Origin of the sequence: Huintestinicola sp. (genome assembly GCF_050874005.1) — a bacterium.
Taxonomy (GTDB): Bacteria; Bacillota; Clostridia; order Oscillospirales; family Ruminococcaceae; genus Huintestinicola.
In genome coordinates this window covers 46,624-71,876 of record NZ_JBNMJV010000007.1, presented here as the reverse complement: position 1 = coordinate 71,876, position 25,253 = coordinate 46,624, and the positions used below count along the sequence as shown (strand labels likewise).

Sequence of the window (25,253 nt, the reverse complement as noted above, 5' to 3'; positions counted from 1 at the left end):
CCGAAAACGTCGGACAATGAAAAAATAATCCTCTATCAGTTCAGAAAATCAAGACTCTTGGCAAGATCGTAAAGCCTGCCGAAGAATAACGTATCCGAAAAAATATCTTCATTCAAATATGTCATACCGCCTGTAAAACGAATGATAAGAACTATGAGAATAACCGCCGCAGCAAGTACCGCAGCTCCCACCGCCGCACCTAAAACTCCTCCGAGAATGGAGTCGCAGGCTTTAACAGGCTCTATCTTTCTGACAATGAGAATAATATTCACAATAATTTTCAGCACAATATTCACTATAGTAAAGACCGCAGCCCATACCACAGCGCTTATCATTCTTATAGCCGCAGGACGGACAAGGGTATTCTCGATATAATCAGCCGTTCCTTTTGTCTGCGAATTTTCGGACTTTATGCCGAACATATCGTAAACAATTGCCTCGGGGACCTTTTCATCGGTCAGAATATTCTCGACCGAACTTTTGGAGACCTTTATCCCAAGCGGCAGCCTGCTGTTTAGTTCATCAGCAACCGAACCGCTGTACTGCGAAGCTATCTCTTCTATTTTAGCACGAAAATCGGGATTAGTCAAGAGGGTACTTATATCTATTCCCAAATATGAATAAGCAGTTGATAACTGGTTTCTCAACTCCTCGTCATCGGTACTGAGATAATCTCGCACAAACTGTTTTAATTCCTCCGAGCCTCCCAGATTATCGTCAATGAAGCGGTCAGCAGACCGTTCCGCTTCATCTTTGAGCTTCTTAGTCGTTTCGTCTCTTACCTCTTTTACAGCATTGTCAATGTGCTCACTCACAGTCTCGGAAAGGTAGTCATCATATATTTTTGATGTCACAGGATATGATGAGCAGGCAGCCGCCGCAGAAATAGCAATAATAAGGCATATAAGGCTCAGTACCGTCCTGAGGACTCCCCTCTTGAATCCCCGACCGATAAAAACGATAAGGATAACCGCCGCAGCAATGTCATAGATATATGGGATCATTATAAAATAAATTCACCTCTGACCGAAATGCTCAGCCGCTGTAGCTTATGCGGTTAACGCTGTCATAGCCGAGCAGGAATATGTATTTTCCGCATTTGCAGAAATCGTCATAATCGTCCTCAAGGAGTATCTCACCGCCGAGAATACCGTCCGAACTGAAAATATCAATGCCCGAGTCATTTAAAATGTAGACCTGGGAATTACCTGTATAAACCTTTTTAGCCTCCTCGTCAAGTACGGTGACAAATGGAGAAGCGCAGTCAGCGCCGATAAAGGAAATAAGCTTTGTCCTTCTGAGATCTGTATTTTCGGTTATTACAGCCGAAATATTTCCCGATGTGTCGTAATCGGTAATGGGGTCGCTGTAGACGTATTTGGAAGTAAGAACACCGTCTTTTGTAAAGCCCGCAGTCATAGTGTCCCCTATCATAATTATGCCGTCGTCCGTAAATTTAACATCAAGAGCAAGGGTAGGAACGCTGTCGCTCTCCCACATCGGCTCCGTGTCATTGAAATCAAACCGCTTCATTTTTGAAATAAGCTGACCGCCCTCCGCAGTCAGTACGGTAATAACGCAGCCGCTGCTGTTTTCATTGAAGGTCACATCAATAATACGGCTGTCATAGCTGAAATATGTGAATATCGGCTCGCCGTTCGGGTCATAAATTTTAAGCATTGCAAGATATTTGTCGGATTTGGTAACAACGGCGGCATAATCGGATTTTGAAAGCTCTGCAATGTAAATAACATCATCTGCCGTTTTAGTGTAAATATTCTTATATTTGCTTTCCAGACTGAATTCTCTTCCGCCCTCGTCATAGATAAGAGCCTTCGACCCCGAAACGCAGAGAATAGGATTTGCATAAGTGTGCTGACGCTCGTTCATAACTTTGCCGTCAACGCTGTAAACGTGAAATTTGGACTCGTCAAGAAGAGCGAGAGACCCGTCCATATCCATAAGCTGAAAGCCGGACCCGCCCTCGACCTTCAAAGGGAATTTTCCCTCAGACAGGTCTGCAGTTCCTTCCGAAGAAATATTCTCGGGGATAGAGGTCATTATCCCCTTAAAATAAGGCAGCCACATATCCTTTGTGAACGCACCCACAAGCACAGCGCCGCAGAGCAGAAGAATGACAAACACCTTGATAAGCATATTCTTGGTCTGTTTCGCCTGTCTTTTTTTTCTAAGCTCAGAAATATCCGTAACGGGCATACATTTCCCTCCTCAGTCGTAAAACACACGGTTTAAATAAAGTCCGCAGGGCTTTGCGGTCACTCCCGCAAGGTTTCTGTCCCTGCTCTCAATTATTTTCGGGATATCTTCAATAGATATCCGACCCTCGCTCACATAAATAAGCGTGCCTGCAATGATCCTCACCATATTGTAAAGAAATCCGTCTCCTCTGACGGTGAGGATAACAATGTCTCCCTCACGCTTAACTTCGCATAGGGAAACTGTTCTCACAGTATTTTCCTTAACTCCAAGCGCACCGCAGAAGCAGAGAAAATCGTGAGTGCCTTCAATATATTTTCCTGCCCTGTTCATCTTGTCCACATCAAGCTCATAGGGATAATGCAGAGCAAGGTTTTCGAGAAACGGGTCTCTCACACTTCGGTTAAGTATCTTGTAAATGTATTCTTTGCCTTTGCAGGAATATCTTGCGTGAAAATCCGCCGGGACCTCCTCGCAGTCAAGCACAGCAATATCTGCAGGCAAAAGGCTGTTCATTCCACGAATAATGTTATTGCAGGGAATGGAGTGTTCCGTCAGGAATGAGAAAAAATACTCATTTGCGTGAACGCCTGTATCCGTCCGTGAGCAGCCGTTTATCTTCACCTCGGAAGCCGTAAGACGGGAAAGCCTGTCCTCAAGGACATTCTGAACGGACAGCGCATTTTCCTGCCGCTGAAAGCCGTGATATGCCGCACCGTTGTATGCAATTTTCACCTTGATATTGCGGACTGACAAGCCTTACGCCTCCCTTTAATTTATAAAACAACTCTGCCCAAATCAATTATCATAACGCCGCATAAGAACAGCAGCGACAGGCACAGCGCCGCATAATCCGAGCCGCCCGAAACCAAGGATTTAAGCTTTGTCCGACCCTCACCGCCGTTATAGCAGCGGCATTCCATTGCCAGCGCCAGCTCCTCCGCTCTTCTGAAGGAGGACACAAACAAGGGAATGATTATAGGTACAAGCGCCTTTGCACGCTCAAGTAACGTACCGCTGTCCATATCCGCACCTCTTGCCTTCTGAGCAGACATTATCTTATCCGTTTCCTCGATAAGGGTGGGGATAAATCTCAGAGCGATGGTCATCATCATCGCAAGCTCGTGAACAGGGAAATGAAGCTTTCCCAATGGCTTCATCATCTGCTCGATAGCGTCGGTAAGCACAATTGGCGAGGTGGTGTAGGTGAGCAGGGACGAGCCGCAGATAAGGGCAATAAGCCTTATTATCATATATCCCGAAGTAATAAGCCCGTTGTCCGTTATGCGAATTTTCCATATCTGAAACACAGTAACGCCGTCAATAAAGAAAATATTCAGCACAGAAGTGAATATTATGATCGGTATGATAGGCTTCATACTTTTGAGAATAAGCTTGGGCGACAGCTTTGAAGCAGCGAAAGCAATAACAAAAAATAAAAACGCTAAACCCAGGGACAAAAAGCTGTCAGCAGAAAATATCATTACGATAAAGACCGCCGTGATAACTATTTTAAAACGTGCGTCAAGCTTATGAACAGCAGAGTCCATAGGAAAATACTGTCCGATGGTGATATCTTTAAGCATTTTCAAGTCCTCCTCTGCCGTGAGCTTCAAGGTATTCGTTTATGGTCTTTAGTGCAAATTCCACCGTATAAACGTCCCCTCTTATGTCGATGCCCCTCTTTCGCAGAAACCCGAAGATCTTTGTTATCTGAGGAACGGAAAGACCCACGGAAGCTATCTCCTCCGCCCTTGCAAATACAGCAGGGGGCGTATCGTAGCACAGCACCTCGCCCTTGTTCATAACAAGTATCCTGCTTGCAAAACGAGCAACGTCCTCCATACTGTGTGAAACAAGCATTACCGTAGACCTTGTTTCATCGTGATAACGCTTTATCTGCCCGAGAATAGTCTCCCTTCCTCTCGGGTCAAGACCTGCCGTAGGCTCGTCAAGTATAAGCACCTTGGGTCGCATTGCCATAACTCCCGCAATGGCGACACGTCTCTTCTGACCTCCCGAAAGCTCAAAGGGAGATTTTTTCAGAAGCTCAGGGCTTATCCCCACAAGCTCCGCAGTCTCTCTCACACGCCTGTCTATCTCCTTTTCGTCAAGTCCCATATTCTTCGGACCGAAGGCAATGTCCTTATAAACTGTGTCCTCGAATATCTGATATTCGGGGTACTGAAAGACCAGCCCCACCTTAAAACGGATATCACGAAGCTTCACGTCTTTGCTCCAGATATCCGTCCCGTCGATAAGCACTCTGCCCGAGGTGGGCTTTATAAGACCGTTGAAATGCTGAATAAGGGTAGACTTGCCCGAGCCTGTGTGCCCGATAACGCCCACAAGCTCGCCCTCCTCTATCTCAAGGTCAACATTGTTCACCGCAGTCTTTTCAAAGGGCGTCCCCTGACTGTAGGTGTAGGTAAGTTTTTCAGTTTTAATAATTGACATTTTAAGCCTCCAGATTTAAAATACATTTCCGGAAAACGGATAATGTTTTCGTGTCCGATAAATTATTTTCTCTTCATCTGAGAAAGCGCATAAATATTTGTGAACATAAAAAGCGATAATACCGAATAAAGTACAGCCTTTTTCTTGCTGATGGCTCCCTCTTTGCAAAGTGATACAGCGGAACTAATTCCCCCGTATGCGGCAATGCAGTAAAGGACGCCGAAGCAGACCGCAGATATCACCAGAAGATTTATCAGCGGCAGGCAAGCCGAAGCTAAACTGATACCGACAATAGCCATAAAGAGCGGGATAAAGAATATCACGATAACAAAGCCGATACAAAACGCAAGCAGGGAGCCGAATAAAACAACTGCCGCACCAACAGAAAATGCACCGATAAGATATATGCATACGATCACCGCAAGAACAAGCGCAATGACCGCAGCAGGGATAGCTATTGCCGCAGAGGTCATACCGAGCTTTATATGATCGTCGGAATACCCCGACTTTCTGCTGTGACGCATAAACCGCACAGCACCTATCACCGAAACAATTATCCCGGGAACGGCAATTATCAGGCATAAAAACATATACAGCATATTGCTGCCCGAAGCGTCATCAAACTCAAAATCGGGTTTTACTCCGAACATAACAGCCGATGATATCCCTGCCGCAAGTGCGTGAAGAACAGGAAAGGCAAGGTAAATATTTCCTGTGCCTATATACTCCCTGTTCAGCTTTCCGCTGCAGTCGGCAATGAAATACGCCACAGCCCCCACAGTAATGATAAGCGAAATTATTACAGCAGCCAAGCTTTGCTCCCCCCTTTACTCGGTTTTAAGCGACCTGTACGCAATTATAGCCAGAGCGATAAGAGCAATTATATTTACCGCAGGTATGAGCATAAGGAAAAGAAAAACCACGCATTTAAGGAGTGAGAAAACGCCTTTGCCCAGGAGCGAAATGAGAAGCCATACTCCTGCAATAATGCAGACGATAGCCGCAATGCACATAAAGAGCAGTATCCCAACTCCCGAAAACAGCGAGAAAACGGTAATTCCTGCAATAACAAGAAGAGCGATAAGTGAAACAAGTGTCAAGATCATCATAAAAAATAATCCCCTTTCAAAATTCAGCGTTTTGCTGTAGTATTATAATACCGCATATTCCTTAAATCTGCGCTGAAAAAGGATTAGAATATGATTAAAACTTACTTGCCACGAAGAAGCCCTTCAAGGAAATCAGCACACTCTTCCTCGGTGATTATGTGGGTGTCAGCGTCCTTTCTGCCGTTTTCACGAAGCAGATACATAAGCTGAGTGGACTGGGGAACATCAAGTCCCACCTCCCTGAGCTTTTCTACGTGGGAGAATACCTCCGAGGGAGTATCATCGAGGATTACCTTTCCGCCGTCCATAACCACCACTCTGTCCGCCTGCGCCGCCTCGTCCATATAATGGGTGATAAGAACGATGGTAACACCGTTTTCACGGTTAAGCCGCTTTATGGTTTTCATTACTTCCCTGCGGCCTGCAGGGTCAAGCATAGCTGTAGGCTCGTCAAGGACGATGCAGTCGGGCTTCATAGCGATTATACCCGCAATTGCCACCCTCTGTTTCTGACCGCCCGAAAGCTGTGAGGGAGAATGTTCCCTGTACTCATACATTCCAACAGCTTTTAGCGCCTCGTCAACTCTGACACGCATCTCATCGGGGGGAACGCCCATATTTTCAAGAGCAAATGCCACATCTTCCTCCACAACCGAAGCAACTATCTGATTATCGGGGTTCTGAAAGACCATTCCGATGTGCTTTCTTATATCAAAAAGCCTGCTTTCATCGGAAGTATCAAAGCCTGCCGCAGTCATTTTACCGCCGCAGGGAAGAAGTATGGCATTGGTGTGCTTTGCGAATGTGGATTTGCCGCAGCCGTTGTGACCGAGAATAACGGTAAAGCTGCCCTTTTCGATACTGAGGTTCAAGTCCTCGAAAACAAGTATCTTATTTTCCTCCTGCCCGTTATCCTGCTCCTCCTCCGAAGGCTCGGAGTAATAGAACATCAGATCTTCCGCAGAAATAATATTTTCCAAAAAATAACCACTTCCTTATCTGAGAGTTTTGTTTCTTTGTCCTAAGGCAATGACACAAAACTCGGACATTATTTTGCAGATGAGGCAACAAACATTGCCGTAGAGCCACAGGGAAGAGCATATTTTCCCGTTTCCACAGGGAGACCTATCTCGTCCGCCGAAACCGTACCCTTATACCTCTCGCCCACCGTCTCACCGATGATATACGCCATTACAGAGGGAGAAAGCCCCGTGGTATAGCTGTTAAGCAGGAAGAAAAGCGGGTCGTCGCTAAGAACGCCTGTGCATAGCTTTACAAGGTCGTAAATGCAGTCCTCAAGCTTCCATACTTCCTGATTTGGACCTCTGCCGTAGGAGGGCGGATCCATTATCACAGCGTCATACTTTCTGCCTCTCTTTATCTCTCTTGCAACAAATTTCTCACAGTCGTCCACTATCCAGCGCACAGGTCTGTCCGAAAGTCCCGAGGAAGCGGCGTTGTCCCTTGCCCATTGGACCATTCCCTTAGAAGCGTCCACGTGGCATACCGATGCTCCCGCCGCAGCGCAGGCAAGTGTAGCTCCCCCCGTATAGGCAAAAAGGTTAAGAACATTTACTTCTTTCCCTTCACTTATCCTTTTTCTGATAAGCTCGGAGGTGAACTCCCAGTTAACCGCCTGCTCGGGGAAAAGTCCCGTATGCTTGAAGCCTGTGGGACGAATGTTAAAAACGAGCTTCTCGCCTATCCCAAGCTCATAGGCTATCTGCCAGCTTTCGGGAAGCTTCTTTGCAAAGCTCCATTGACCGCCGCCCTTGTCCGAGCGGAAATAATGACCGTCAGCCTTATCCCAGACGGGAGACTTTTTTTCGGTTTTCCATATTACCTGAGGGTCGGGGCGTACAAGTGAATACTTGCCCCAGTATTCAAGCTTTTCCGAACAGGAGCAGTCGATAAGCCTGTAATCTGTCCATCTGTCAGCTATTCTCATTAAAACAAATTCCTTTCATAACTTAATGTACGGGGCAGAGCCTTTTGACTGCTTCGGCTATCTCCAGCGCCATACTGTTCACAGCGTCAAACCGCCTGCCCTCAACGCTTACACGGATAACAGGCTCGGTCGGGTTTTCCCTTACGATTATCCTGCCAAGCTCTCCAAGCTCTTTTTCCTTTTCTTCGATAAGCTCCTCAAGCTCTGGTATATTTTTCCATACCTCCCGCCACTTGTCGGAGATCTTTATATTTATCGCCACCTGAGGATATCTTTCCATTACCGAGCAGAGCTGTCCGAGAGTTTTTCCCGAGCGCTTTACTGCCGATAACAGCAGCACAGCGGTAAGCAGGCCGTCGCTTTCGGGTCGGATATCCCCGAAAATGATATTTCCCGACTGCTCTCCGCCCAGAGAAAATCCCCCTGCAAGCATTTTTTCGGTTATGTATTTGCCGCCTGCCTTTGTGACAACCGGTTTTATTTTATTTTCACCGGCAAAAACCGAAAATCCTAAATTCGCCGAAGCGGATATCACAGCAGAGTTATTTGCAAGAACGCCTCTTTCACGCATATCCTTTGCAAATACTGCAAGAAGCTTTTCACCGTCGGCGATAATACCTTTCTCGTCCACCGCAAGGCACTTTGAACCGAAGCCGTCAAAGGAAATTCCCAAGTCGCATTTTTTATTTCTCACAAAGTCCGCAAGAGCCTCCATATGGAAAATGCCGCAGTCCTTGTTGATATTATCTCCGTCGGGGTCGCAGTTCAAAAGATATACCTTTGCCCCAAGAGCGGAAAAAAGCTTCTCGGCAGCAGCGGAAACAGCGCCGTTTGCGCAGTCGGCGGCAATAGTCAAACCCGAAAGCTCCGAGCCGCAATTTCTGAGGATAAAGCCTATATATTCGGATATCCCGTCAGCATATATATATCTGTTTCCGAACATTTCCGATTTGACGCTGTGGTCGCAAAGCTTTGCATTTATCTTTTCGCTCACATCCTCGGATATTCTGTGTCCGTCTGAGCCGTATACAGTAAATCCGCAGTAACCACGATCCTTGTCGGGGTCTCCTGTCATAATAAAGCCGTCCGCTCCAAGCTTTTTTACAAGAAAAGCACCCGCAGGCTGAGGAATGACCCCAATGCTTGTCACGTCTTTCCCTGCCGACAGTATTCCTGCCGTGAGAGCCGCTTCATAAGCAGCGGACGAACGCCTTGTATCCGTTCCCACAAGGAGTCTGCCGCCTTTTTTTCCGCATAGGACATCTGCGGCGGCTCTTCCAAGCCTTAATGCAGCTTCGCAGGAAATATCCCTTGCAAGTGCAAAGCAATTTCCCTCCGAACCTAATGATATGCTCATAATATTTTGCAGTCTCCTTGCAATTATTCAAACATCGAGGTCTGTCCCTCGGGCACGTTATAGCCCATATGCTTGTACGCAAGTGCTGTGGCGCATCTGCCTCTGGGGGTGCGTGAAATAAATCCCAGCTGCATAAGATACGGCTCGCATACGTCCTCAAGAGTGACAGATTCCTCTCCAATAGCCGAAGCCAGAGTCTCAAGCCCCGCAGGACCTCCGCCGTATCCCTTGATAAGCATATTGAGAAAACGCTTGTCAAGGCTGTCAAGTCCCAGCGAGTCTATTTCCATACGGTCAAGAGCGATCGCTGCTATCTCACCGTTTATCCTGCCCTGACCGATGACCTCTGCGAAGTCTCTGACACGCTTTAAAAGCCTGTTGGCAATTCGGGGAGTTCCACGAGAGCGCTTTGCTATCTCCGCAGCTCCGTCATTATCGCAGGCAATGCCCAAAATAACAGCGCTTCGCATAATGATATCCGAAAGCTGCTCTGTAGAATACAGCTCAAGGCGCTGTATGATACCAAATCTGTCTCTGAGAGGGGCTGTAAGCTGACCTGCCCTTGTAGTAGCTCCCACAAGAGTAAAACGGTGAAGGTCAACTTTAAGAGACCTTGCCGAGGGACCTTTTCCCACAACGATATCAAGGGCAAAATCCTCCATAGCGGGGTAAAGTATCTCCTCAATGGCACGGGAAAGCCTGTGTATCTCGTCGATAAACAGCACATCTCCCTCGGAAAGATTTGTAAGGAGTGCCGCAAGGTCTCCCGGCTTTTCAATGGCAGGGCCAGAGGTGGTCCTTATATTCACGCCCATTTCGTGGGCAATTATGGTGGATAGAGTTGTCTTTCCCAGTCCCGGAGGGCCGTAAAGCAGAACGTGGTCAAGAGACTCGTTTCTCTGTCTTGCCGCCTTGATGTAGACCGCAAGATTTTCCTTTACCTTGTCCTGACCGATGTATTCGTTAAGGGTCTTGGGTCTAAGGGAATAATCTATATCATCATCTGAGGGCATAGCCTCGGGCGAGACCATACGCTCCTCAAAATCAAGCTCCATATCGCTTTGTTCCAGCAAGCTAAAGTCATTCCTTTCAGTTTCCTATGGTATCCTTACCGTCAAAGGATATCGGGGCAATATTTTCCGTCAAAGGTCTCTTCCATCTTGATGTCTGCTTTGTGGGGATAATGCAGAGTGGCAGGCACATTTCATCTGAGGTGATGCCCCCCGAACCTGCCTTGTCGGGAGAGCGGTGCTTCTGATTTAAGGCTCTGAATGTAAGGGACTTGTCTCCCATTGCAAAAGCAACGTAATCACCAAGGAAATCGTAAACCTTCTTATTGGATTTTCCCACGCCGAAAAGCTCTCTTCTGAGAATATCGCTTCTGCTCATAAGATGGAAATCCTCGGAAAGGTCTCTGGCAAAAAGCCTTTCAAAATCCGTGCGGCAGTCGGATTTAACATAAAAATTCACAGCACGTCCGCCGAATACGGGAGGCATAAGCAGGCAGTCACAAAGCTCATATTTGAGATTAAGCATAATTTCCGAGGAAATATCCGTCATACCATATGCCGATGTAACGATAAGCAGAGTGTCGGTCATACTTTTGGACAGACCGTTCACCGTATCGTTAATGTCTCTGATAATGCTCTTTACCTCATCGCTGCCGCAGCCGTATTTTGCCGCCGCATCACGGGGAGCGTTCCATTGAACGTAGGTAAAGGTGTTCTGGTCGGTCTCGGCTATTTTCTTGATAAGCTCGAACATTCGCTTGGGATTGTCCGCAACCTTGTGAAAGCTTTTGTTTTCGGCTATCTTCACTCCCGGCATTGCAACAGAAAAGGGCTGTACCGAACCGATTATTGAGCCTGCGATCTCCCCGAAAATATTTTCATAGGGCAGGATAAAATCTGCGGCGTTTGATACCGAAACAGGCTGACCCGAATAGGGGTCAAGGTTTGAGGAAAGCTCCGCCGTGCGGCAGAATTCCTTGAAAAACATAGTCTGCCCCAGCCTGCAGTGCTCGTTGGGATAAAGCCCCGAGATACAGCTTACCTCCGCTGCCGCAGGGTATGAAGGGCATACCGAAGTAAGCTGCTCGGACATCTTCTTGATAAGGATATCCGAGGGCTTTAATAAAGCTCTTAACATATTCTCCCCTGCTCCGCAAAGCACTATAAGCACAACGTTCTTGTACATTCTGTTAAGCTCGTTGTCAAGCTTTTCGATAGACGGAACATTCGTGGGAATACGGTAAAACTTTTTAACGGAGGATATTACATTGACAGGACATTTCTTATAATTCGGAAAAACAAGCACACAAACCAGTCCTTATTTAAATTTTGCCAGTCCTTTGAGAGCAAGACGGATAAGCTCTTCGGGAGAAAGAGACGGGTCAAGCTTTGAAACGGCACCCTCCGCCTCCGCCTGAGTATAGCCAAGCACAAGAAGTGCGTCCACCGCCTCGGAAGCGGCTCCGCCCGAAATGAATGCCTTGTTTACAGGTCCCGAAGGTATCGTCTGAGTGAAATTCATCTGCTCCTTGGATATCTTGTCTTTAAGCTCAAGGACGATGCGCTGAGCCATTTTGGGACCAATGCCCTTCACCTTTGTAAGCTGCTTGAAATCACCCGTTGCCACCGCAAGGGCAAAATTGTTGGGGTCGATGTCCGACAGAATGGAAAGTGCAGCCTTGGGACCCACTCCCGATACGCCCAGCAGCATTTTAAAGCAGCCAAGCTCCCTTTTGTCATAAAAGCCGAACAGCTCCGTACCGTCCTCCCTCACCTGCAGATAGGTGTAGAGAATGACCTCATCACCGATATTTCCAAGAGATGCAAGGGTGTTGTAGGTGGTGCGGCAGCCGTAGCCCACGCCTGCACATTCGACCACCGCAAGACCCGCTTCCTTTATAATGAGCGTCCCTCTCACGCTGTATATCATAATTTACATTCCTTTCCTTATCCGAAGCTGATGGCAGATGATGAATGTCCGTGACATATCGCCAAGGCAAGTGCATCGGCGGTATCGTCGGGCTTCGGCACTCTTGCGAGACCGAGAATGCTTCTTGTCATCTCCATGACCTGCTTTTTCTCCGCTCTGCCGTAACCCACAACGGACTGCTTCACCTGCAAAGGTGTATATTCATAAATAGGAATACCACTTTCAGCCGCCGCAAGAACGATAACCCCCCTTGCCTGAGCCACATCAATGCCCGTTTTCTGATTGGTGTTGAAGAAGAGCTTTTCAATGCTCATAGCGTCGGGCTTGTACTTGGTTATAACGGTTTTCATATCGTTGTAAATGTCCAGCAGTCTCAGGGGAAAATCAGCCCCTGCTTCGGTGGTGATAGCCCCGTAGCCCTTGGGCTTGAAGGTGTAGCCGTCATAGTCCAGAATGCCGTAGCCCACAATGGCATAGCCCGGGTCAATTCCGAGAATTATCAAATAAGCACGCTCCTTAAAAGCAAAGCTTTATCATAGTTATCTTTTATTATAGCACAAATCTTTCTTCTATGCAACCCTTTTATAAGGATATTAGGATAAATTCACTAAAATTTTTTATGACCAAAATCAGCACAAGGATACCGCTGAAATACGGTATCCTTGCAAAGCTTATGAGTTATTGTATCTTTTCAGGAACTGCTTTGTACGCTCGTTTTCCGACTTCTCAAAAACCTCCTCTGGAGTTCCGTTTTCGATGATAACGCCTTTGTCCATAAATATGACCCTGTCGGAAACTTCCTTGGCAAAAGCCATTTCGTGGGTAACAATTACCATTGTCATCTGCTCCTCCGCAAGGCTTCTTATAACTTTAAGTATCTCTCCCGTAAGCTCGGGGTCGAGAGCGGAGGTAGGCTCGTCAAAGAACAGCATTTCGGGGCTGAGGGCAAGCGCTCTTGCAATGGAAACTCTCTGCTGCTGACCGCCGGAAAGATTGCAGGGATATTCATCAGCCTTTGAAGAAAGTCCCATTTTTCCGAGAAGCTCCATAGCCTTTTCTTCGGCAGCCTTTTTGTCCATTCCGAGAACGCATACGGGTGCCTCGGTAATATTTCTCAGCACCGAAAAATGAGGGAACAGATTAAAATTCTGAAACACAAGTCCAATCTTAAGACGGACATTTCTGAGCGTCTTTGCATCGGCATAAACAGCCTTTCCGTCCTCTCCGCAGGTTATCATAGGCGTGCCGCAGATGGAAATAGAGCCGCCGTCCGCCTTCTCAAGCTGATTTACAATTCTGAGCAGAGTTGATTTTCCGCTTCCCGAGGGACCGATTATGGATACAGCCTGTCCCTTTTCCACCGAGAAGGAAATATCTTTCAGCACCTCAACCTTGCCGAAGCTTTTTGAGATATTTTTTATTTCAAGCATTGACATAACAAATATCCTTTCCCGTTACCTGTAATAATTGAGCTTTTTCTCGATCAATGAGAAAAGGAATGTGAGCACCGTTGCAAGCACGAAATAGAAAACGCCTGCAATGATAAGAGGAACAAGTGAGCTGTACACCTGCATCTGCTGACGAGCCTTGAGAGTTATCTCCGCATAAGCGACCACGTTGGCAATGGAAGTGTCCTTAACAAGTGTAATAACCTCATTTGAGGAAGCGGGAACTATCCTTTTTACCACCTGAGGCAGGATTATTCTGAAAAAAGTCTGGCTCCTTGTAAATCCCAGCGCAGCCGCAGCCTCGTACTGTCCCTTTGGTATGGACTCTATGCCCCCTCGGAATATCTCTGCAAAATATGCAGCATAATTTAGGGAGAACGCCGCCAGAACAGCATAGAACATATAGTTTTCGCTTCGTATATCTATCCCTGCGAGTATGGAGGCGATGGGACCGGGCAGTCCCTCCGCAAGCTTCAGATAAGGGATTATGTAATACACAGCAATGACCTGAAGCATAAGAGGAGTTCCTCTCATTATCAGGATATAGACATTTGTAAGCCATGATATGGGCTTAAATCGGCACATTTTAAGCATAGCGGCTATCATACCGAGGGGAATGGAGAACAAAAGCGTAAAGCCGAACACTTTCAGCGTCGGAACAAGATAATTAAGTAGTATACCGGTGACGTTAAGAATATCCTCGGTGGTCATTTTATGATCAATCCTTTCGGGATAAAAGCAATATTTATTTTATTATATCAGATTTTTCCACATAATGCAACCATTTTGCGAAGGAAAATTTTTATTGGCAACAAATTCTGATTGACTTTTTTGTAGAAATATGCTAAAATAGTATGGTATACTTTTACTATGAAAGGCGGCAGTTATTTTGAAGCTTATTACTTTTTTATACAATTCGGAAGAAATAGTCGGAGTCATTACACCCGACGGACAGAAAGCAGTTCCCTGCTCCGAGCTTGGCGTTAATTATCCCGATATGGAGACCCTTGCTGCTCATATCAGCGATGAGGAGCTTTGCGTTATGAAAGAAAGACTTTCAGAGTTTACCGGCGGTATATCTCTGACAGAAGTGAAGATCCTTGCCCCCGTTCCCCGTCCCTCACGGGATATAATCTGTCTCGGAGTGAATTTCAAGGATCACGCAGAGGAAAGCGTTGGGGTTATGGGCGCTGAATACGGCGGTGAACGGAAATACCCCATTTACTTTGCAAAGCACGTCAACGAAGCCGTTCCCTGCGGCGACTATATCAACGGTCATTTCGACATTGTCACCGAGCTTGACTATGAGGCTGAAATGGCATTTATCGTCAGAAAAGACGCTGTGAACGTCAAGGCGGAAAATGCAGGAGAATACGTGTTCGGCTACACTATAATGAACGATGTCAGCGCAAGATGTATCCAGATGAGACACAAGCAGTGGTTCAGAGGAAAAAGCTTTGACGGCTTCGCACCTATGGGTCCCTGCCTTGTTACGGCAGACGAGTTTGAGTTCCCGCCCAAGCTTGACATTTCCTGCAAGGTCAACGGAGAGCTGAGGCAGAAGAGCAATACCGCTCTTTATATCCACAATATCCCCTATGCCATCGAGGAGCTTTCGAGCGGAATGGTCATAAAGGCAGGCACTATTATTTCAATGGGTACACCCGGCGGTGTGGGAATGGGTTTCAAGCCGCCGAAATACCTGAAGAGCGGCGATGTTATCGAGTGCGAGGTACAGGGTATCGGAAAGCTTGTTAACGAGGTAAAGTAACCGTAAAATTGATATAAATATATCTTGACAAATCGGTCAGAATATGTTTCAATTATAATGTAAAATTATATTTGTAGTTCGGAGAAAATTTATGGAGCTTATTATAGACGTGGTTCTTGACGCACTTATCGACTCGGTAAAAACCCTTCCCTTTCTTTATGCGGCATTTCTTCTGATGGAGTTTATTGAACATCACGCAGCAGGCAAGCTTTCCCTCGCTCTTGAAAAAGCCGGACATTCAAGGCTTGGCGGAGCAGCGGTGGGAGCGGTGCTGGGCTGTGTTCCACAATGCGGATTTTCAGCCGCCGCTTCAAACCTTTACGCAAGCCGCATAATCGGTGCAGGCACTCTTATGGCGGTGTATATCTCCACCTCTGACGAGGCAATTCCCGTTCTGCTTGCCCACCCCGATCAGATAGGTTCTCTCTGGAAGCTTATCGCTGCAAAGCTTATCATAGCCATAATTGGCGGTGTGCTGTTCTCCTTTGTGGCAAAATTTATGCTTTCTAAGGACGATGAGGCGGACTTTGAAGAAATGTGCAGCGGCTGCGGCTGTGAAAACCACAGCATATGGTTTTCCGCATTGAAGCATACTCTTTCCATTTTCCTTTTTATCCTTATAATAAATCTGGTTTTGGGGCTTGTGATCGGCTTTGCAGGAGAGGAAAACGTATCAAACTTTCTTAACAATATGGGCGTATGGCAGCCTTTTGCCGCCGCTCTTGTGGGAATGATACCAAACTGCGCCGCATCCGTCATTATCACAGAGCTTTACGCAAACGGCAGCATTCCCTTCGGAACCGCTGTAGGCGGTCTCTGCACAGGCGCAGGAATGGGGCTCGCCGTTTTATTCAGAGCGAATAAAAAACTGAAGGACAACCTTATTTTTGTCCTTTTCCTTTATATCATAGGCGTTCTCAGCGGCATTCTGATAAACGCTGCTTTTTAGGAGTGACTTTACTTTGAGCTTCAAGGAGCTTTTGAAAAAAGAGACAGTCGCCATAATCTCGGCGGCGGCGGCTTTTATATCCTGTATGTTCGTTCCCGTAACGGACTATGTAAAATATATCGACACTGACCTTATCGGAATTTTATTCTGCCTTATGGCTGTGGTTGGAGGGCTTTCCGAAAACAATGTTTTCAAAAAGCTTTCCGTAAATGTTATACGCCTTGCCAAGAACACAAGAGTTCTTGCGGCTTCTCTTGTATTTACGGTATTTTTCATATCAATGCTCATCACCAATGACGTAGCGCTTATTGCGTTCGTTCCATTTACCTTAATGCTGTACGAAAAAATAGGACGTTCCCCCGTATATGTAATTGTTTTAGAGACCATTGCCGCAAATATGGGAGGAGCTTTCACACCCTTCGGAAATCCGCAGAATTTGCTGCTGTTCTCTGTCTCGGGAATGAAGGCAGCGGAATTTTTCTCAATTACCCTGCCCATCACCCTGATAAGCTTCGCTATGCTTGCAATTGCGGTTATGTTTATTAAAAAAGAAAATATTTCCATTCCAAGCGGTGACGAGAATATCAGGCTCCAGCGTCCAAGGTATATCGTACTGTATGCTATACTTTTTGTTCTCTGCATACTGTCAGTCTTTGAGGTAATAAATATTATCTATGTTCTGGCTTCCGTGTGCGTTGTTGTGGCAATACTTCAGCCCAGCGTTTTTTCAAAGGTGGATTACGGTCTGCTTGTAACATTTGCCTGCTTTTTCATCTTTGTGGGAAATCTGAAAAATATTCCCGAAGTATCAAAGTTCATTATTACCATTCTGAACGGTCACGAATATGAATGTTCACTTGTTCTCAGCCAGGTCATATCAAATGTTCCTGCAGCTGTAATGCTGTCAGGCTTTACGGACAACTACAAGGCGCTTATTCTCGGAACAGATATTGGCGGTCTCGGAACGCTCATTGCTTCTCTTGCAAGCCTTATCACCTATAAAAGCTATGTTAATTCAGAAGGCGCTCAGATAAAGAAGTTTCTTGGAGTATTCACCTTGATGAACGTTATTTTCCTTGCCGTACTCGGTATCTTCGCAAAGCTGTTTATCCTGTAGGATAACCATAAATTACATTTGAAAAATATTCGGCGCAGGTATATAATATACTTGTATCCTATCAGTAGTTTAGGAGTCTGCCTATGAAAAAGTATAAACAGATAATTTCATTCTCCGCCGCACTCTCGCTTATTTGTGGAATTACAGGCGGAGCATATGCGGATAATGAGATGTTCGTGGAAATTATTCCCGAAACAGGCGGTGTGACCGTTACTGTTGATACGGGCAAGGACATCAGAAAGATCAGCCCCTATATTTACGGTATCAACGACAATGGCGATATCCGGAATATTTCTCCTACGGTTATAAAGCAAACAGGCGTGTCCCTGTCCACATATAACTGGGAGACAAATTATTCCAATTCGGGCGTAATGGGAATGAACACCAACGATATTTCTCTGGTGGACGATTATCCGTCTTCCAAGTGGGCTACACCCGGTCTTTATGCGGACAAGCTTGCGGCAAGGAGCAGAATGTACAACATTCCGGTAAAGCTCATTACCCTGCCAATGATGGGCTATGTTGCCGCAGACTCAATGGGCATCGTGTCGGACGACGATTTTTCCAAGTCCACAAGATGGCATAAGGTGAAATTCAATAAAAACGATACATACCTCAATAACCCCGATACCGACGACGATACGGTGTATGTTGACGAATATGTAAGTTTTCTTGTAAACCGCTTCGGCTCCTCTGCCGAGGGAGGTATAAACGGATATTTCTTAGACAGCGAGCCTGATAAATGGTCGGAGAATTTTCCCGTGCTGAATGAGCCGCCTTTAACTTTTGCCGAGCTTGTAGACAGATCCGCCGAGCTTGCTAATGCAGTCAAAGCCATTGACAGCAACGCTTTTGTTTTCGGACCGTCTGTCAGCGGTCTCAAAGGCTGTATTGATCTGGGCAACAGTTCCGGACGGGCGTTTTCCGACCCTCAGAACGAGTATTCCTGGTTCATCGACTACTATCTCAGCGAAATGCGTGCCAGAAGTGCAGAAAAAGGTTATCGTCTCCTTGATGTGCTTGACGTTCACTATTACACCGAAGCTGAGACGCCTTTAGGCGTTAATGTGCTCACGGGGACCGATGACATATCCAACGCATTCAGAATGCAGTCTGTGAGAACGCTGTGGGACTCGGACTATACCGAAACCTCCTCCACAGTAATGATGTACAAGCAGTTTACCCCCATTATCCCCACGCTTCAGGCTTCTATCCGTATGAATTATCCCAAAACAAGGCTGTCCTTTTCGGAGTATGATTTCGGCGGCGGCGATAATATGAGCGGAGCTATTGCCGAAATAGATACACTTGGCACATTTGCTTCCCAGGAGGTATATCTTGCCTGCCTGTCTCCCCAGACGGAGCATTATCCTTTTCAGAAAGCAGCTCTTAATCTTTTCACCGATTACGACGGCAATGGAAGCGGCTTCGGCACCTCTCTTGTATATTCCGACAACGGAAACGATAATATGAGCTCCGTTTATGCTGCTCTTGACGACAGCGACCCGGAAATACTCAGGATAATCCTTACCAACAAGCAGATGGTAAACGGCAAGGATTTTGAGATAGAGATAAGATCGGACGAATACACTTACGAACTGGAAAGCGCAGCTGCAATTGATAAGGAAAGCGCCGAAATATATCAGCCCGATACCGATATGTTTGAGTGCGACGATAATAAGATCACCTTTACCGCCGATACAACAAGCGCATATATGCTTATCCTCAGAGGTACTGTACCCGAGGAGGAAACGGAAGATACTGACAGCGTATGGGTCACAGAGCTGTCCGAAACCGAATCCGATGTTACAGATATCACATCGGACACAGAACCTACCGAGAAATCGAAAAACTCAGAAACCGATATCAGCGTAAGCGAAAGCTCTGAGTATGTTTATATCGAGCCTTCCGACGAAACTGTACCTGACCTTATTGAAACTGAAGTTACCGTTCAGACATCTGATGAACCGGTAACATCGGAAACTATGGTATCTTCCGATGAAAGCCTTTCGGAAGAGATCACTTCCGAAAGCTCAGGCAAAAGCAATCATAAAGAAGACTCTCCAACGGTTCCCCTGCCCCTTAAAGTGATCATTAGTCTGATGTGTCTTACTGTTATCACCGGAATGGGCTATGTACTGTTTTTCGACAAGAAATAAAAATTACCGGCTGCCGTTTGTGATGAACGGCAGCCGGTTCGTATTATGTATCACAGATTTGAAATATGCTCGAAAACCTTGTCTGTGCTCCAGAAGAACATATTGTGCTTGAAGCGGTCTTCTTTAAGTCCCGTGCGCTCGAAAAGATCCATTACAGGAGGCTGAACACAGGAAAAGTAAACCATTCTTCCCTGAGAAATAAGTCTCTCGCAGTATTCGTGGAGAGCTTCAATTCCCGAAATATCCGCAACGGTAACTCCACGCATCGAGAAGATGATATTGTAGCTGTCGCCGAGAGATGAGACCTTGTCCTCAAGCTTTGCACAGGTTCCGAAGTAAAGAGGACCTGTTATATAAACAACGCTTGTGTATTTCAGCTTTTCTGGATCCACATTATCCATATCAAGCTTGTCGGGGTCAACGTCCGCAACAGTTACCTGCATATCCGAGACCTTTACAACGAACATAATGAGAGAGAATGCAACGCCGATAAGAATTGCCTTGGTAAGGTCGAAAACTACGGTTGCAGCCATTGTGATAAGGAACTGGAAAATAGCGGTCTTGAGCTTCTTGCCGAATATGGACTTGATTGTAGCCCACTCGTTCATTCTCCAGGCAGTTACAATAAGCACGCCTGCAAGAGCGGAAAGAGGGATATTTGACATTACGTCGCCCAGCACGAACATCGAAAGAAGCAGCACAACAGCGTGAACAACGGAAGTAAGCCTTGTTTCTCCGCCGCTCTTAATGGCAACGCTTGTACGTGCAATAGCTGCTGTGGCAGGAACTCCGCCGAAAAAAGGCAGGAGGATATTGCCGACGCCCTGAGCCACAAGCTCCACATCGGCGTTCAGCTTTTCGTTCTTCATACGTCCTGCAGAAGCTCCGCAGAGAAGGGATTCGATAAGTCCGAGAGCGGCTATTGAAATGGCAGGAACGATAAGAGCGCCGATATTGTTCATATCAAACTCTGCAAAAGAAAGACGTTCGTCAAGGAAAATGGTCTTGGGGATAGCACCGACTGTATTAACGTCAAACTTGCAGATAAGATTTACCGCAGTTGCGATTATGATAGCCGCAAGAGAAGCGGGGCAGTACTGACCAAGCTTCTTGGGATAAATGAACATAAACACGATAACGCAGAGACCGATGATAAGCGAGGTGTAATTTACGGTCTGGGGAGTAGTGAAATAGCTTGCTATCTTGGCAAGATTTGTAAGTCCCGAGGACTTCATACCCGTAAGATTGTCTATCTGTCCCAGAGCGATGATAATGGCGATACCGCTTGTAAAGCCTGTTATAACGGGAGAGGGCAGATAAGAAACAAGTCCGCCAAGCTTGAATATGCCGCAGAGCAGCAGGAGTATACCTGCCATAAGACTTGCCACAAAAACACCCTGCATTCCGTACTGAGCCACCAGCGAAACAAGAATAGCCGTCATTGCACCCGTAGGTCCGCTTATCTGATATGAAGCGCCCGAAAGCACGCCGATGATAAGTCCCGATATAATAGCGGTAACAAGTCCCGAAGCCGCCGTTGCTCCCGAGCTTACTCCGAATGCCAGAGCAAGAGGCAGCGCAACTGCCGCAACGGTAATGCCCGCAAGAACGTCTTTACCGAATTTTTTTCCGTTATACCCCGAAAATTCCCTTTTCAGTATCTTTGCGTAATCCGTAATTAACATTTTCTGATCCTCCGTAATCCCACAAAAATATTCGGCGGCAGCTGATACTCAGCACCGCCGAACAAACCGTTAATTATGATATCACAATTGCCGAAAAATGTCAATGTAAAATATATCTAAATTGTACAATGAAGCACTTGAAATTATGTTTATTATGCCGATTATTCAATAGCCTTCATAGAAGAAGCCATATCAATTTTCTTGAGCTTGAAATACAGCAGGAGATTTACAAGCACCGTGAACACCGCCATTGCCGCAGCCGCAAGAACATAGCAGAACCAAGGGATATCACGTGAGAACATCACCTCGTCCACCTCAGCGGTGACAATTACAAAATGCTCAAAGAAAATGCCCACGACAAGACCTATGATAATTCCGATAATGGTGGAAACGGTATTTTCCCTGTAAACATATGCTCCAACTTCCCCGTCAAAGAAGCCAAGAACTTTAATTGTAGCAAGCTCCCTGACACGCTCATTGATGTTGATATTTGCAAGATTGTAGAGAATTACCACCGCAAGTGCGCCTGCAAATATTACAATGACTGCAACAATAAGGTCAAGGCTCGAAATAAGCTTTCTGAACTTGTCCGTTCCGTTTACGGTAAAGGAGGCGGAGATAACTGCATCGCAGGAAATAAGCTCGGTGGATATCTTGTCGTAATCCGCATTATCGGCTGTGTTCAGAAGTATGGAATTTGCCGGAGTTTCACCGAAAAGCTCATTATAGGTACTTTTGGTCATATAAACAAAATGGTATGTGTAATTTTCAGCGACAGCTGCAACCCTGACAGGTTCATCTGCACCCTCGATAAACACCGTATCTCCCGTTTTAACGCCCAGAAGCTTTGCAAGCTTCTCGGTAAGAATTACAGAACCGTCTTCAAGGGTAAGGGGAGATTTGTCGGAGCGGTCTCTCAGAACGATATATTCGCTCAGCTCCTCGGTATTTTCGGGAACAAGTACAGTTCCCTCCACGTTATTTTCGTCTCCGTAAATGTCCTTTGTGGACATTATGGCTTTCATTGATGATGTTATAGCTCCATTTTCGGATATCACTCTGTCTGCCTCGGCAAGTTCTTCATCTGAAGCCTTATCGCTGAGTATTGCAGTTGCATCATACAGGAATATCTCGTCATACTGCCTGTCGGCAATGCAGGAGATAGACTGCTTGAGGGCAAATCCCGTAAGCAGGAGAGCTGTGCTGCCGCTTATGCCGATTATGGTCATAAAAAATCTGCTCTTGTAGCGGAAAAGATTTCTGAATGTGACCTTGGAGGTGAATTTCAGTCTCTTCCAGATAAAGCCTATCTTTTCAAGGAATATCCTTTTGCCGCCCTTCGGAGGCTTGGGACGGATAAGTGCGGCGGGAACGGAGGTCAGCTCCACATAAGAAGTATAGACCGCCGAAAGTCCTGTACAGAGCAGGGATACGCCGCAGCAGCCTAAAGCAAACAGGGGCATAAAAGGCGCCTCAAAAATCGGGAAATTGTACATCGTGCGATAGCACTTAAAAATGATAGTGGGGAGCAGCGGGAAACCGATAACAGTTCCCACAACGCTTCCGATAACGCTGGCAAAAGAGGCATACAGCACATACTGGGAAATAATAGCACCCGAACTGAAGCCGAGAGCCTTCATAGTTCCTGTTTCAGTTCTCTGCTCCTCGACCATTCGGGACATTGTGGTGCAGCAGACGAGAGCCGCTATCAGAATAAAGAACAATGGAAAAACTGCGGCAATGGAATCCACCCTTTCTGCGTCGGTACCGTAGGTAAGGCAGTCGGGACTCCACTCTCCCCTGTTCCACACGTACCACTTTTTGTCATCTAACATTTCTTCAAGGTCGTTTTCGGCATCGGATATTTCCTTGTTGGCATCGTCGATCTGTGCCTGTGCGTCATTCAGTTCCTTTTGAGCATCATCAAGGTCGTGCTTGGCGTCGGCAAGCTCCTTTTCATAATCCACAAGCGCTGCCTCGGCTTCCTCAAACTGCTTTCCCGTTTCCTCGAGAGCCTTTCTCTGATTGTCGATCTCGGTAAGTGCGGCGGAAGCGGCGGCTTTTACCTGCTCATTGGCGCCTGTTATGGCAGCCTCGGCAGCTGCCTTTGAATTTGGGTCACGCTCGGGGTCGGTGATTATGTACACGGCAAGAAGGTCGGAAATGGACGCTTCAACATCGTTGTCGTCGTATATGCGCTGAATGTCCTTGAGGACGTTAAGAAGTTCCTCGGGAAGCACCTTCATATAAACGTCCTTGTGGCTTTTCAGAATATTGTCAACTCTCGGGCAGGTATCATAAAGCTCCTGTATCTTTGCCTGATTTTCATCAAGCTGCTTTAAACCGTCGTTATACTCTTCCATTGCAGAGTCAAGGTCTTCACGCTGGGCTTTCAGCTCGTCGTAGGCGCTGTTGTAGTCCCTCAGACCATCTCTATATTCTGCGTTGCCGTCAGCAAGCTTTTTCTCTCCGTCAGCAAGCTTTTCCCTCGCTTCGGCAAGAGACTCGTCTGCTTCGGAGCGGATATCCTGCTCACGTTCGGATAAAAATGAATTTGAAAGAGTCTCGGCAAGATATTCTCCCTCTGCGACTATATCATCGTATTCATCAGAAAAAGGAGCAACTCCCTTTTCGTGAGCCATGCCCACAGAAAGATAGATATCAGTATAGGCATCAAGCGCAAAGTCCTCCTCGGGAATGTAAACGAATGCGCTTATATTTCCTGTTCCTACGGTTGTGCTGCCTCGCTCGAAATTTACGTAAAGAGGCGACTGAACAAGTCCGACAATTGTAAACTCGGTCTGAGAAAGATAATCGGAGGTCTCCTCACCGTCTTCGGCGCTGAGAGTTATTTTATCCCCCACCTTAAAAGAAAGCTTGTCTCTGGGAGCAGAGTCGGCAACACATTCACCGGGCTTTTCGGGAAGTCTGCCCTCTGTAAGATATAGCTTGTTCAGAGGATAGTCGGCGGAATAAGACATAACCTTTACTACCGCATTTCCCTGCCCGCCTTCGGTAAACAGGTCTGCGGAATATCCTGCATAGCCTGAGGTAAATTCCTCGTTCTCAAGAAGCTTTTCGCAGTCTCCCTCGTTAAATCCGAGAGTGGATTTGAGCTGGATATCAGCAAGAGCCTGCTCATCATAATATTTCCAGGCGGAATTTTTCATATCGGGACAGGCAGCCTTTACTCCCGAGTAAAAAGCACAGCTGAGAGCTATAATTGCTGCAATGGCGGCAAAACGTCCCGGTGCTTTTTTTACGCTTCTGAGCGTATTCTGCAATAACATATTCTTCATAAGCCGCCGACCTACCATTCTATATTTTCAACGGGTGTGGGATTAGGATTAAGAGAGATCTTTGCGACCTTGCTGTTCTTTATCTTGATAACACGGTCTGCCATAGGAGTTATCGCCTGATTATGAGTAATAACAACTACTGTCATTCCCTTTTCACGGCAGGTATCCTGCAAAAGCTTCAGAATGGTCTTGCCCGTATTGTAGTCAAGAGCGCCTGTAGGCTCGTCACAGAGCAGAAGCTTGGGGGATTTTGCAAGCGCACGTGCAATAGAAACTCGCTGCTGCTCTCCGCCCGAAAGCTGTGCGGGGAAATTGTTCATTCTCTCCGACAGACCCACCTGGTCAAGCACCTCGGCGGCATCTCTGCTCTCGCTGCATATCTGAGCGGCAAGCTCAACATTTTCAAGAGCTGTTAAATTCTGCACCAGATTATAAAACTGGAACACAAAGCCGATATCATATCTTCTGTAGGCTGTAAGCTGCTTGGAGTTATATTTTGCAATATCGTTTCCGTCCACGATTATCTCGCCCTCGTCGCATACGTCCATACCGCCTAAAAGGTTCAGAACGGTGGTCTTTCCTGCGCCGCTGGCACCTGTGATAACAACGAACTCCCCTTTTTCGATATCAAAGGAAACTCCGTCCGAGGCAGTTATGGTCACCTCACCCATTTTATATCGCTTGTAAACATTTTTCAGTGAAACAAAACTCATTGTGTTTTACCATCCTAACCCGACGTAAATTTTGTATAGTTTACCAAAATAATTATATCACACTTGTATATTTTTTTAAATTGA

The 25,253-nt window shown here is 46.4% G+C and carries 23 protein-coding genes; 4 read left to right on the top strand and 19 right to left on the bottom strand.

All coding sequences use genetic code 11. The features are described from left to right. Positions 1–35 precede the first annotated feature (35 nt). The 16 genes from ACR0QN_RS04130 to ACR0QN_RS04055 form a co-directional block, all read right to left on the bottom strand. A complete protein-coding gene (locus tag ACR0QN_RS04130) occupies positions 36–1,004 on the bottom strand; it encodes a hypothetical protein (protein WP_432649925.1) in 969 nt (322 codons plus the stop codon). A 31-nt stretch (positions 1,005–1,035) separates the two neighbouring features. Then, on the bottom strand, positions 1,036–2,217 hold the full coding sequence (locus ACR0QN_RS04125; RefSeq protein WP_432649924.1) for a DUF5711 family protein: 1,182 nt from the start codon (positions 2,215–2,217) through the stop codon (positions 1,036–1,038). 12 nt (positions 2,218–2,229) lie between these two features. After that, on the bottom strand, positions 2,230–2,973 hold the full coding sequence (gene truA, locus ACR0QN_RS04120; RefSeq protein ID WP_432649923.1) for a tRNA pseudouridine(38-40) synthase TruA: 744 nt from the start codon (positions 2,971–2,973) through the stop codon (positions 2,230–2,232). A 20-nt stretch (positions 2,974–2,993) separates the two neighbouring features. Further along, positions 2,994–3,803 carry an energy-coupling factor transporter transmembrane component T family protein gene (locus ACR0QN_RS04115; RefSeq protein ID WP_432649922.1) on the bottom strand — a complete coding sequence of 270 codons (810 nt, stop codon included), beginning with the start codon at positions 3,801–3,803 and terminating at the stop codon, positions 2,994–2,996. Continuing rightward, positions 3,796–4,674 carry an energy-coupling factor transporter ATPase gene (locus ACR0QN_RS04110; protein WP_432649921.1) on the bottom strand — a complete coding sequence of 293 codons (879 nt, stop codon included), beginning with the start codon at positions 4,672–4,674 and terminating at the stop codon, positions 3,796–3,798. The genes ACR0QN_RS04115 and ACR0QN_RS04110 overlap by 8 nt, the downstream gene beginning before the upstream one ends. A gap of 62 nt (positions 4,675–4,736) precedes the next feature. Next, positions 4,737–5,486 (bottom strand): hypothetical protein, encoded by a 750-nt coding sequence (locus tag ACR0QN_RS04105; protein WP_432649920.1) that lies wholly within the window; start codon positions 5,484–5,486, stop codon positions 4,737–4,739. Positions 5,487–5,501: 15 nt separating this feature from the next. Beyond that, positions 5,502–5,783, bottom strand: a complete 282-nt coding sequence (locus ACR0QN_RS04100; RefSeq protein WP_432649919.1) for a hypothetical protein — start codon at positions 5,781–5,783, stop codon at positions 5,502–5,504. Between the two features lie 101 nt (positions 5,784–5,884). Further along, positions 5,885–6,733 carry an energy-coupling factor transporter ATPase gene (locus ACR0QN_RS04095; protein WP_432649952.1) on the bottom strand — a complete coding sequence of 283 codons (849 nt, stop codon included), beginning with the start codon at positions 6,731–6,733 and terminating at the stop codon, positions 5,885–5,887. A 98-nt stretch (positions 6,734–6,831) separates the two neighbouring features. Continuing rightward, entirely contained in the window at positions 6,832–7,731 is a 900-nt protein-coding gene (locus ACR0QN_RS04090) for a class I SAM-dependent methyltransferase (protein WP_432649918.1), read from the bottom strand. A 22-nt stretch (positions 7,732–7,753) separates the two neighbouring features. Further along, entirely contained in the window at positions 7,754–9,088 is a 1,335-nt protein-coding gene (locus ACR0QN_RS04085; protein WP_432649917.1) for a phosphoglucosamine mutase, read from the bottom strand. A 23-nt stretch (positions 9,089–9,111) separates the two neighbouring features. Beyond that, positions 9,112–10,143: a Holliday junction branch migration DNA helicase RuvB gene (ruvB, locus tag ACR0QN_RS04080; RefSeq protein ID WP_432649951.1), complete on the bottom strand. Its 1,032-nt coding sequence runs from the start codon at positions 10,141–10,143 to the stop codon at positions 9,112–9,114. A gap of 34 nt (positions 10,144–10,177) precedes the next feature. Continuing rightward, positions 10,178–11,404 (bottom strand): alkaline phosphatase family protein, encoded by a 1,227-nt coding sequence (locus ACR0QN_RS04075; RefSeq protein WP_432649916.1) that lies wholly within the window; start codon positions 11,402–11,404, stop codon positions 10,178–10,180. A gap of 12 nt (positions 11,405–11,416) precedes the next feature. Continuing rightward, positions 11,417–12,028, bottom strand: a complete 612-nt coding sequence (gene ruvA / locus ACR0QN_RS04070) for a Holliday junction branch migration protein RuvA (RefSeq protein WP_432649915.1) — start codon at positions 12,026–12,028, stop codon at positions 11,417–11,419. A gap of 17 nt (positions 12,029–12,045) precedes the next feature. Further along, complete coding sequence (gene ruvC, locus ACR0QN_RS04065; protein ID WP_432649914.1) at positions 12,046–12,531, bottom strand: crossover junction endodeoxyribonuclease RuvC; 486 nt, start codon at positions 12,529–12,531, stop codon at positions 12,046–12,048. A gap of 168 nt (positions 12,532–12,699) precedes the next feature. Then, complete coding sequence (locus tag ACR0QN_RS04060; RefSeq protein ID WP_432649913.1) at positions 12,700–13,464, bottom strand: amino acid ABC transporter ATP-binding protein; 765 nt, start codon at positions 13,462–13,464, stop codon at positions 12,700–12,702. A gap of 18 nt (positions 13,465–13,482) precedes the next feature. Next, entirely contained in the window at positions 13,483–14,187 is a 705-nt protein-coding gene (locus tag ACR0QN_RS04055; protein ID WP_432649912.1) for an amino acid ABC transporter permease, read from the bottom strand. Between the two features lie 178 nt (positions 14,188–14,365). Between ACR0QN_RS04055 and ACR0QN_RS04050 the strand changes: the two genes are divergently transcribed. The 4 genes from ACR0QN_RS04050 to ACR0QN_RS04035 all read left to right on the top strand — a co-directional run bounded on the left by ACR0QN_RS04050 (position 14,366) and on the right by ACR0QN_RS04035 (position 19,472). Continuing rightward, the gene (locus tag ACR0QN_RS04050; RefSeq protein ID WP_432649911.1) at positions 14,366–15,247 is read left to right on the top strand and encodes a fumarylacetoacetate hydrolase family protein; all 882 of its coding nucleotides are present in this window, start codon (positions 14,366–14,368) and stop codon (positions 15,245–15,247) included. Between the two features lie 91 nt (positions 15,248–15,338). Then, positions 15,339–16,196, top strand: coding sequence for a putative manganese transporter (locus ACR0QN_RS04045; protein WP_432649910.1), 858 nt, complete (start codon positions 15,339–15,341; stop codon positions 16,194–16,196). Positions 16,197–16,209: 13 nt separating this feature from the next. Continuing rightward, positions 16,210–17,313, top strand: a complete 1,104-nt coding sequence (locus tag ACR0QN_RS04040; RefSeq protein ID WP_432649909.1) for an SLC13 family permease — start codon at positions 16,210–16,212, stop codon at positions 17,311–17,313. Between the two features lie 83 nt (positions 17,314–17,396). Then, on the top strand, positions 17,397–19,472 hold the full coding sequence (locus ACR0QN_RS04035) for a glycoside hydrolase family 44 protein (RefSeq protein WP_432649908.1): 2,076 nt from the start codon (positions 17,397–17,399) through the stop codon (positions 19,470–19,472). A 50-nt stretch (positions 19,473–19,522) separates the two neighbouring features. Here the strand turns inward: ACR0QN_RS04035 and ACR0QN_RS04030 are convergent, their stop codons facing one another. The 3 genes from ACR0QN_RS04030 to ACR0QN_RS04020 all read right to left on the bottom strand — a co-directional run bounded on the left by ACR0QN_RS04030 (position 19,523) and on the right by ACR0QN_RS04020 (position 25,169). Beyond that, positions 19,523–21,157 carry a SulP family inorganic anion transporter gene (locus tag ACR0QN_RS04030; protein WP_432649907.1) on the bottom strand — a complete coding sequence of 545 codons (1,635 nt, stop codon included), beginning with the start codon at positions 21,155–21,157 and terminating at the stop codon, positions 19,523–19,525. 161 nt (positions 21,158–21,318) lie between these two features. Beyond that, positions 21,319–24,456: an FtsX-like permease family protein gene (locus ACR0QN_RS04025; RefSeq protein WP_432649906.1), complete on the bottom strand. Its 3,138-nt coding sequence runs from the start codon at positions 24,454–24,456 to the stop codon at positions 21,319–21,321. Positions 24,457–24,467: 11 nt separating this feature from the next. After that, positions 24,468–25,169 (bottom strand): ABC transporter ATP-binding protein, encoded by a 702-nt coding sequence (locus ACR0QN_RS04020; RefSeq protein WP_432649905.1) that lies wholly within the window; start codon positions 25,167–25,169, stop codon positions 24,468–24,470. Positions 25,170–25,253 lie beyond the last annotated feature (84 nt).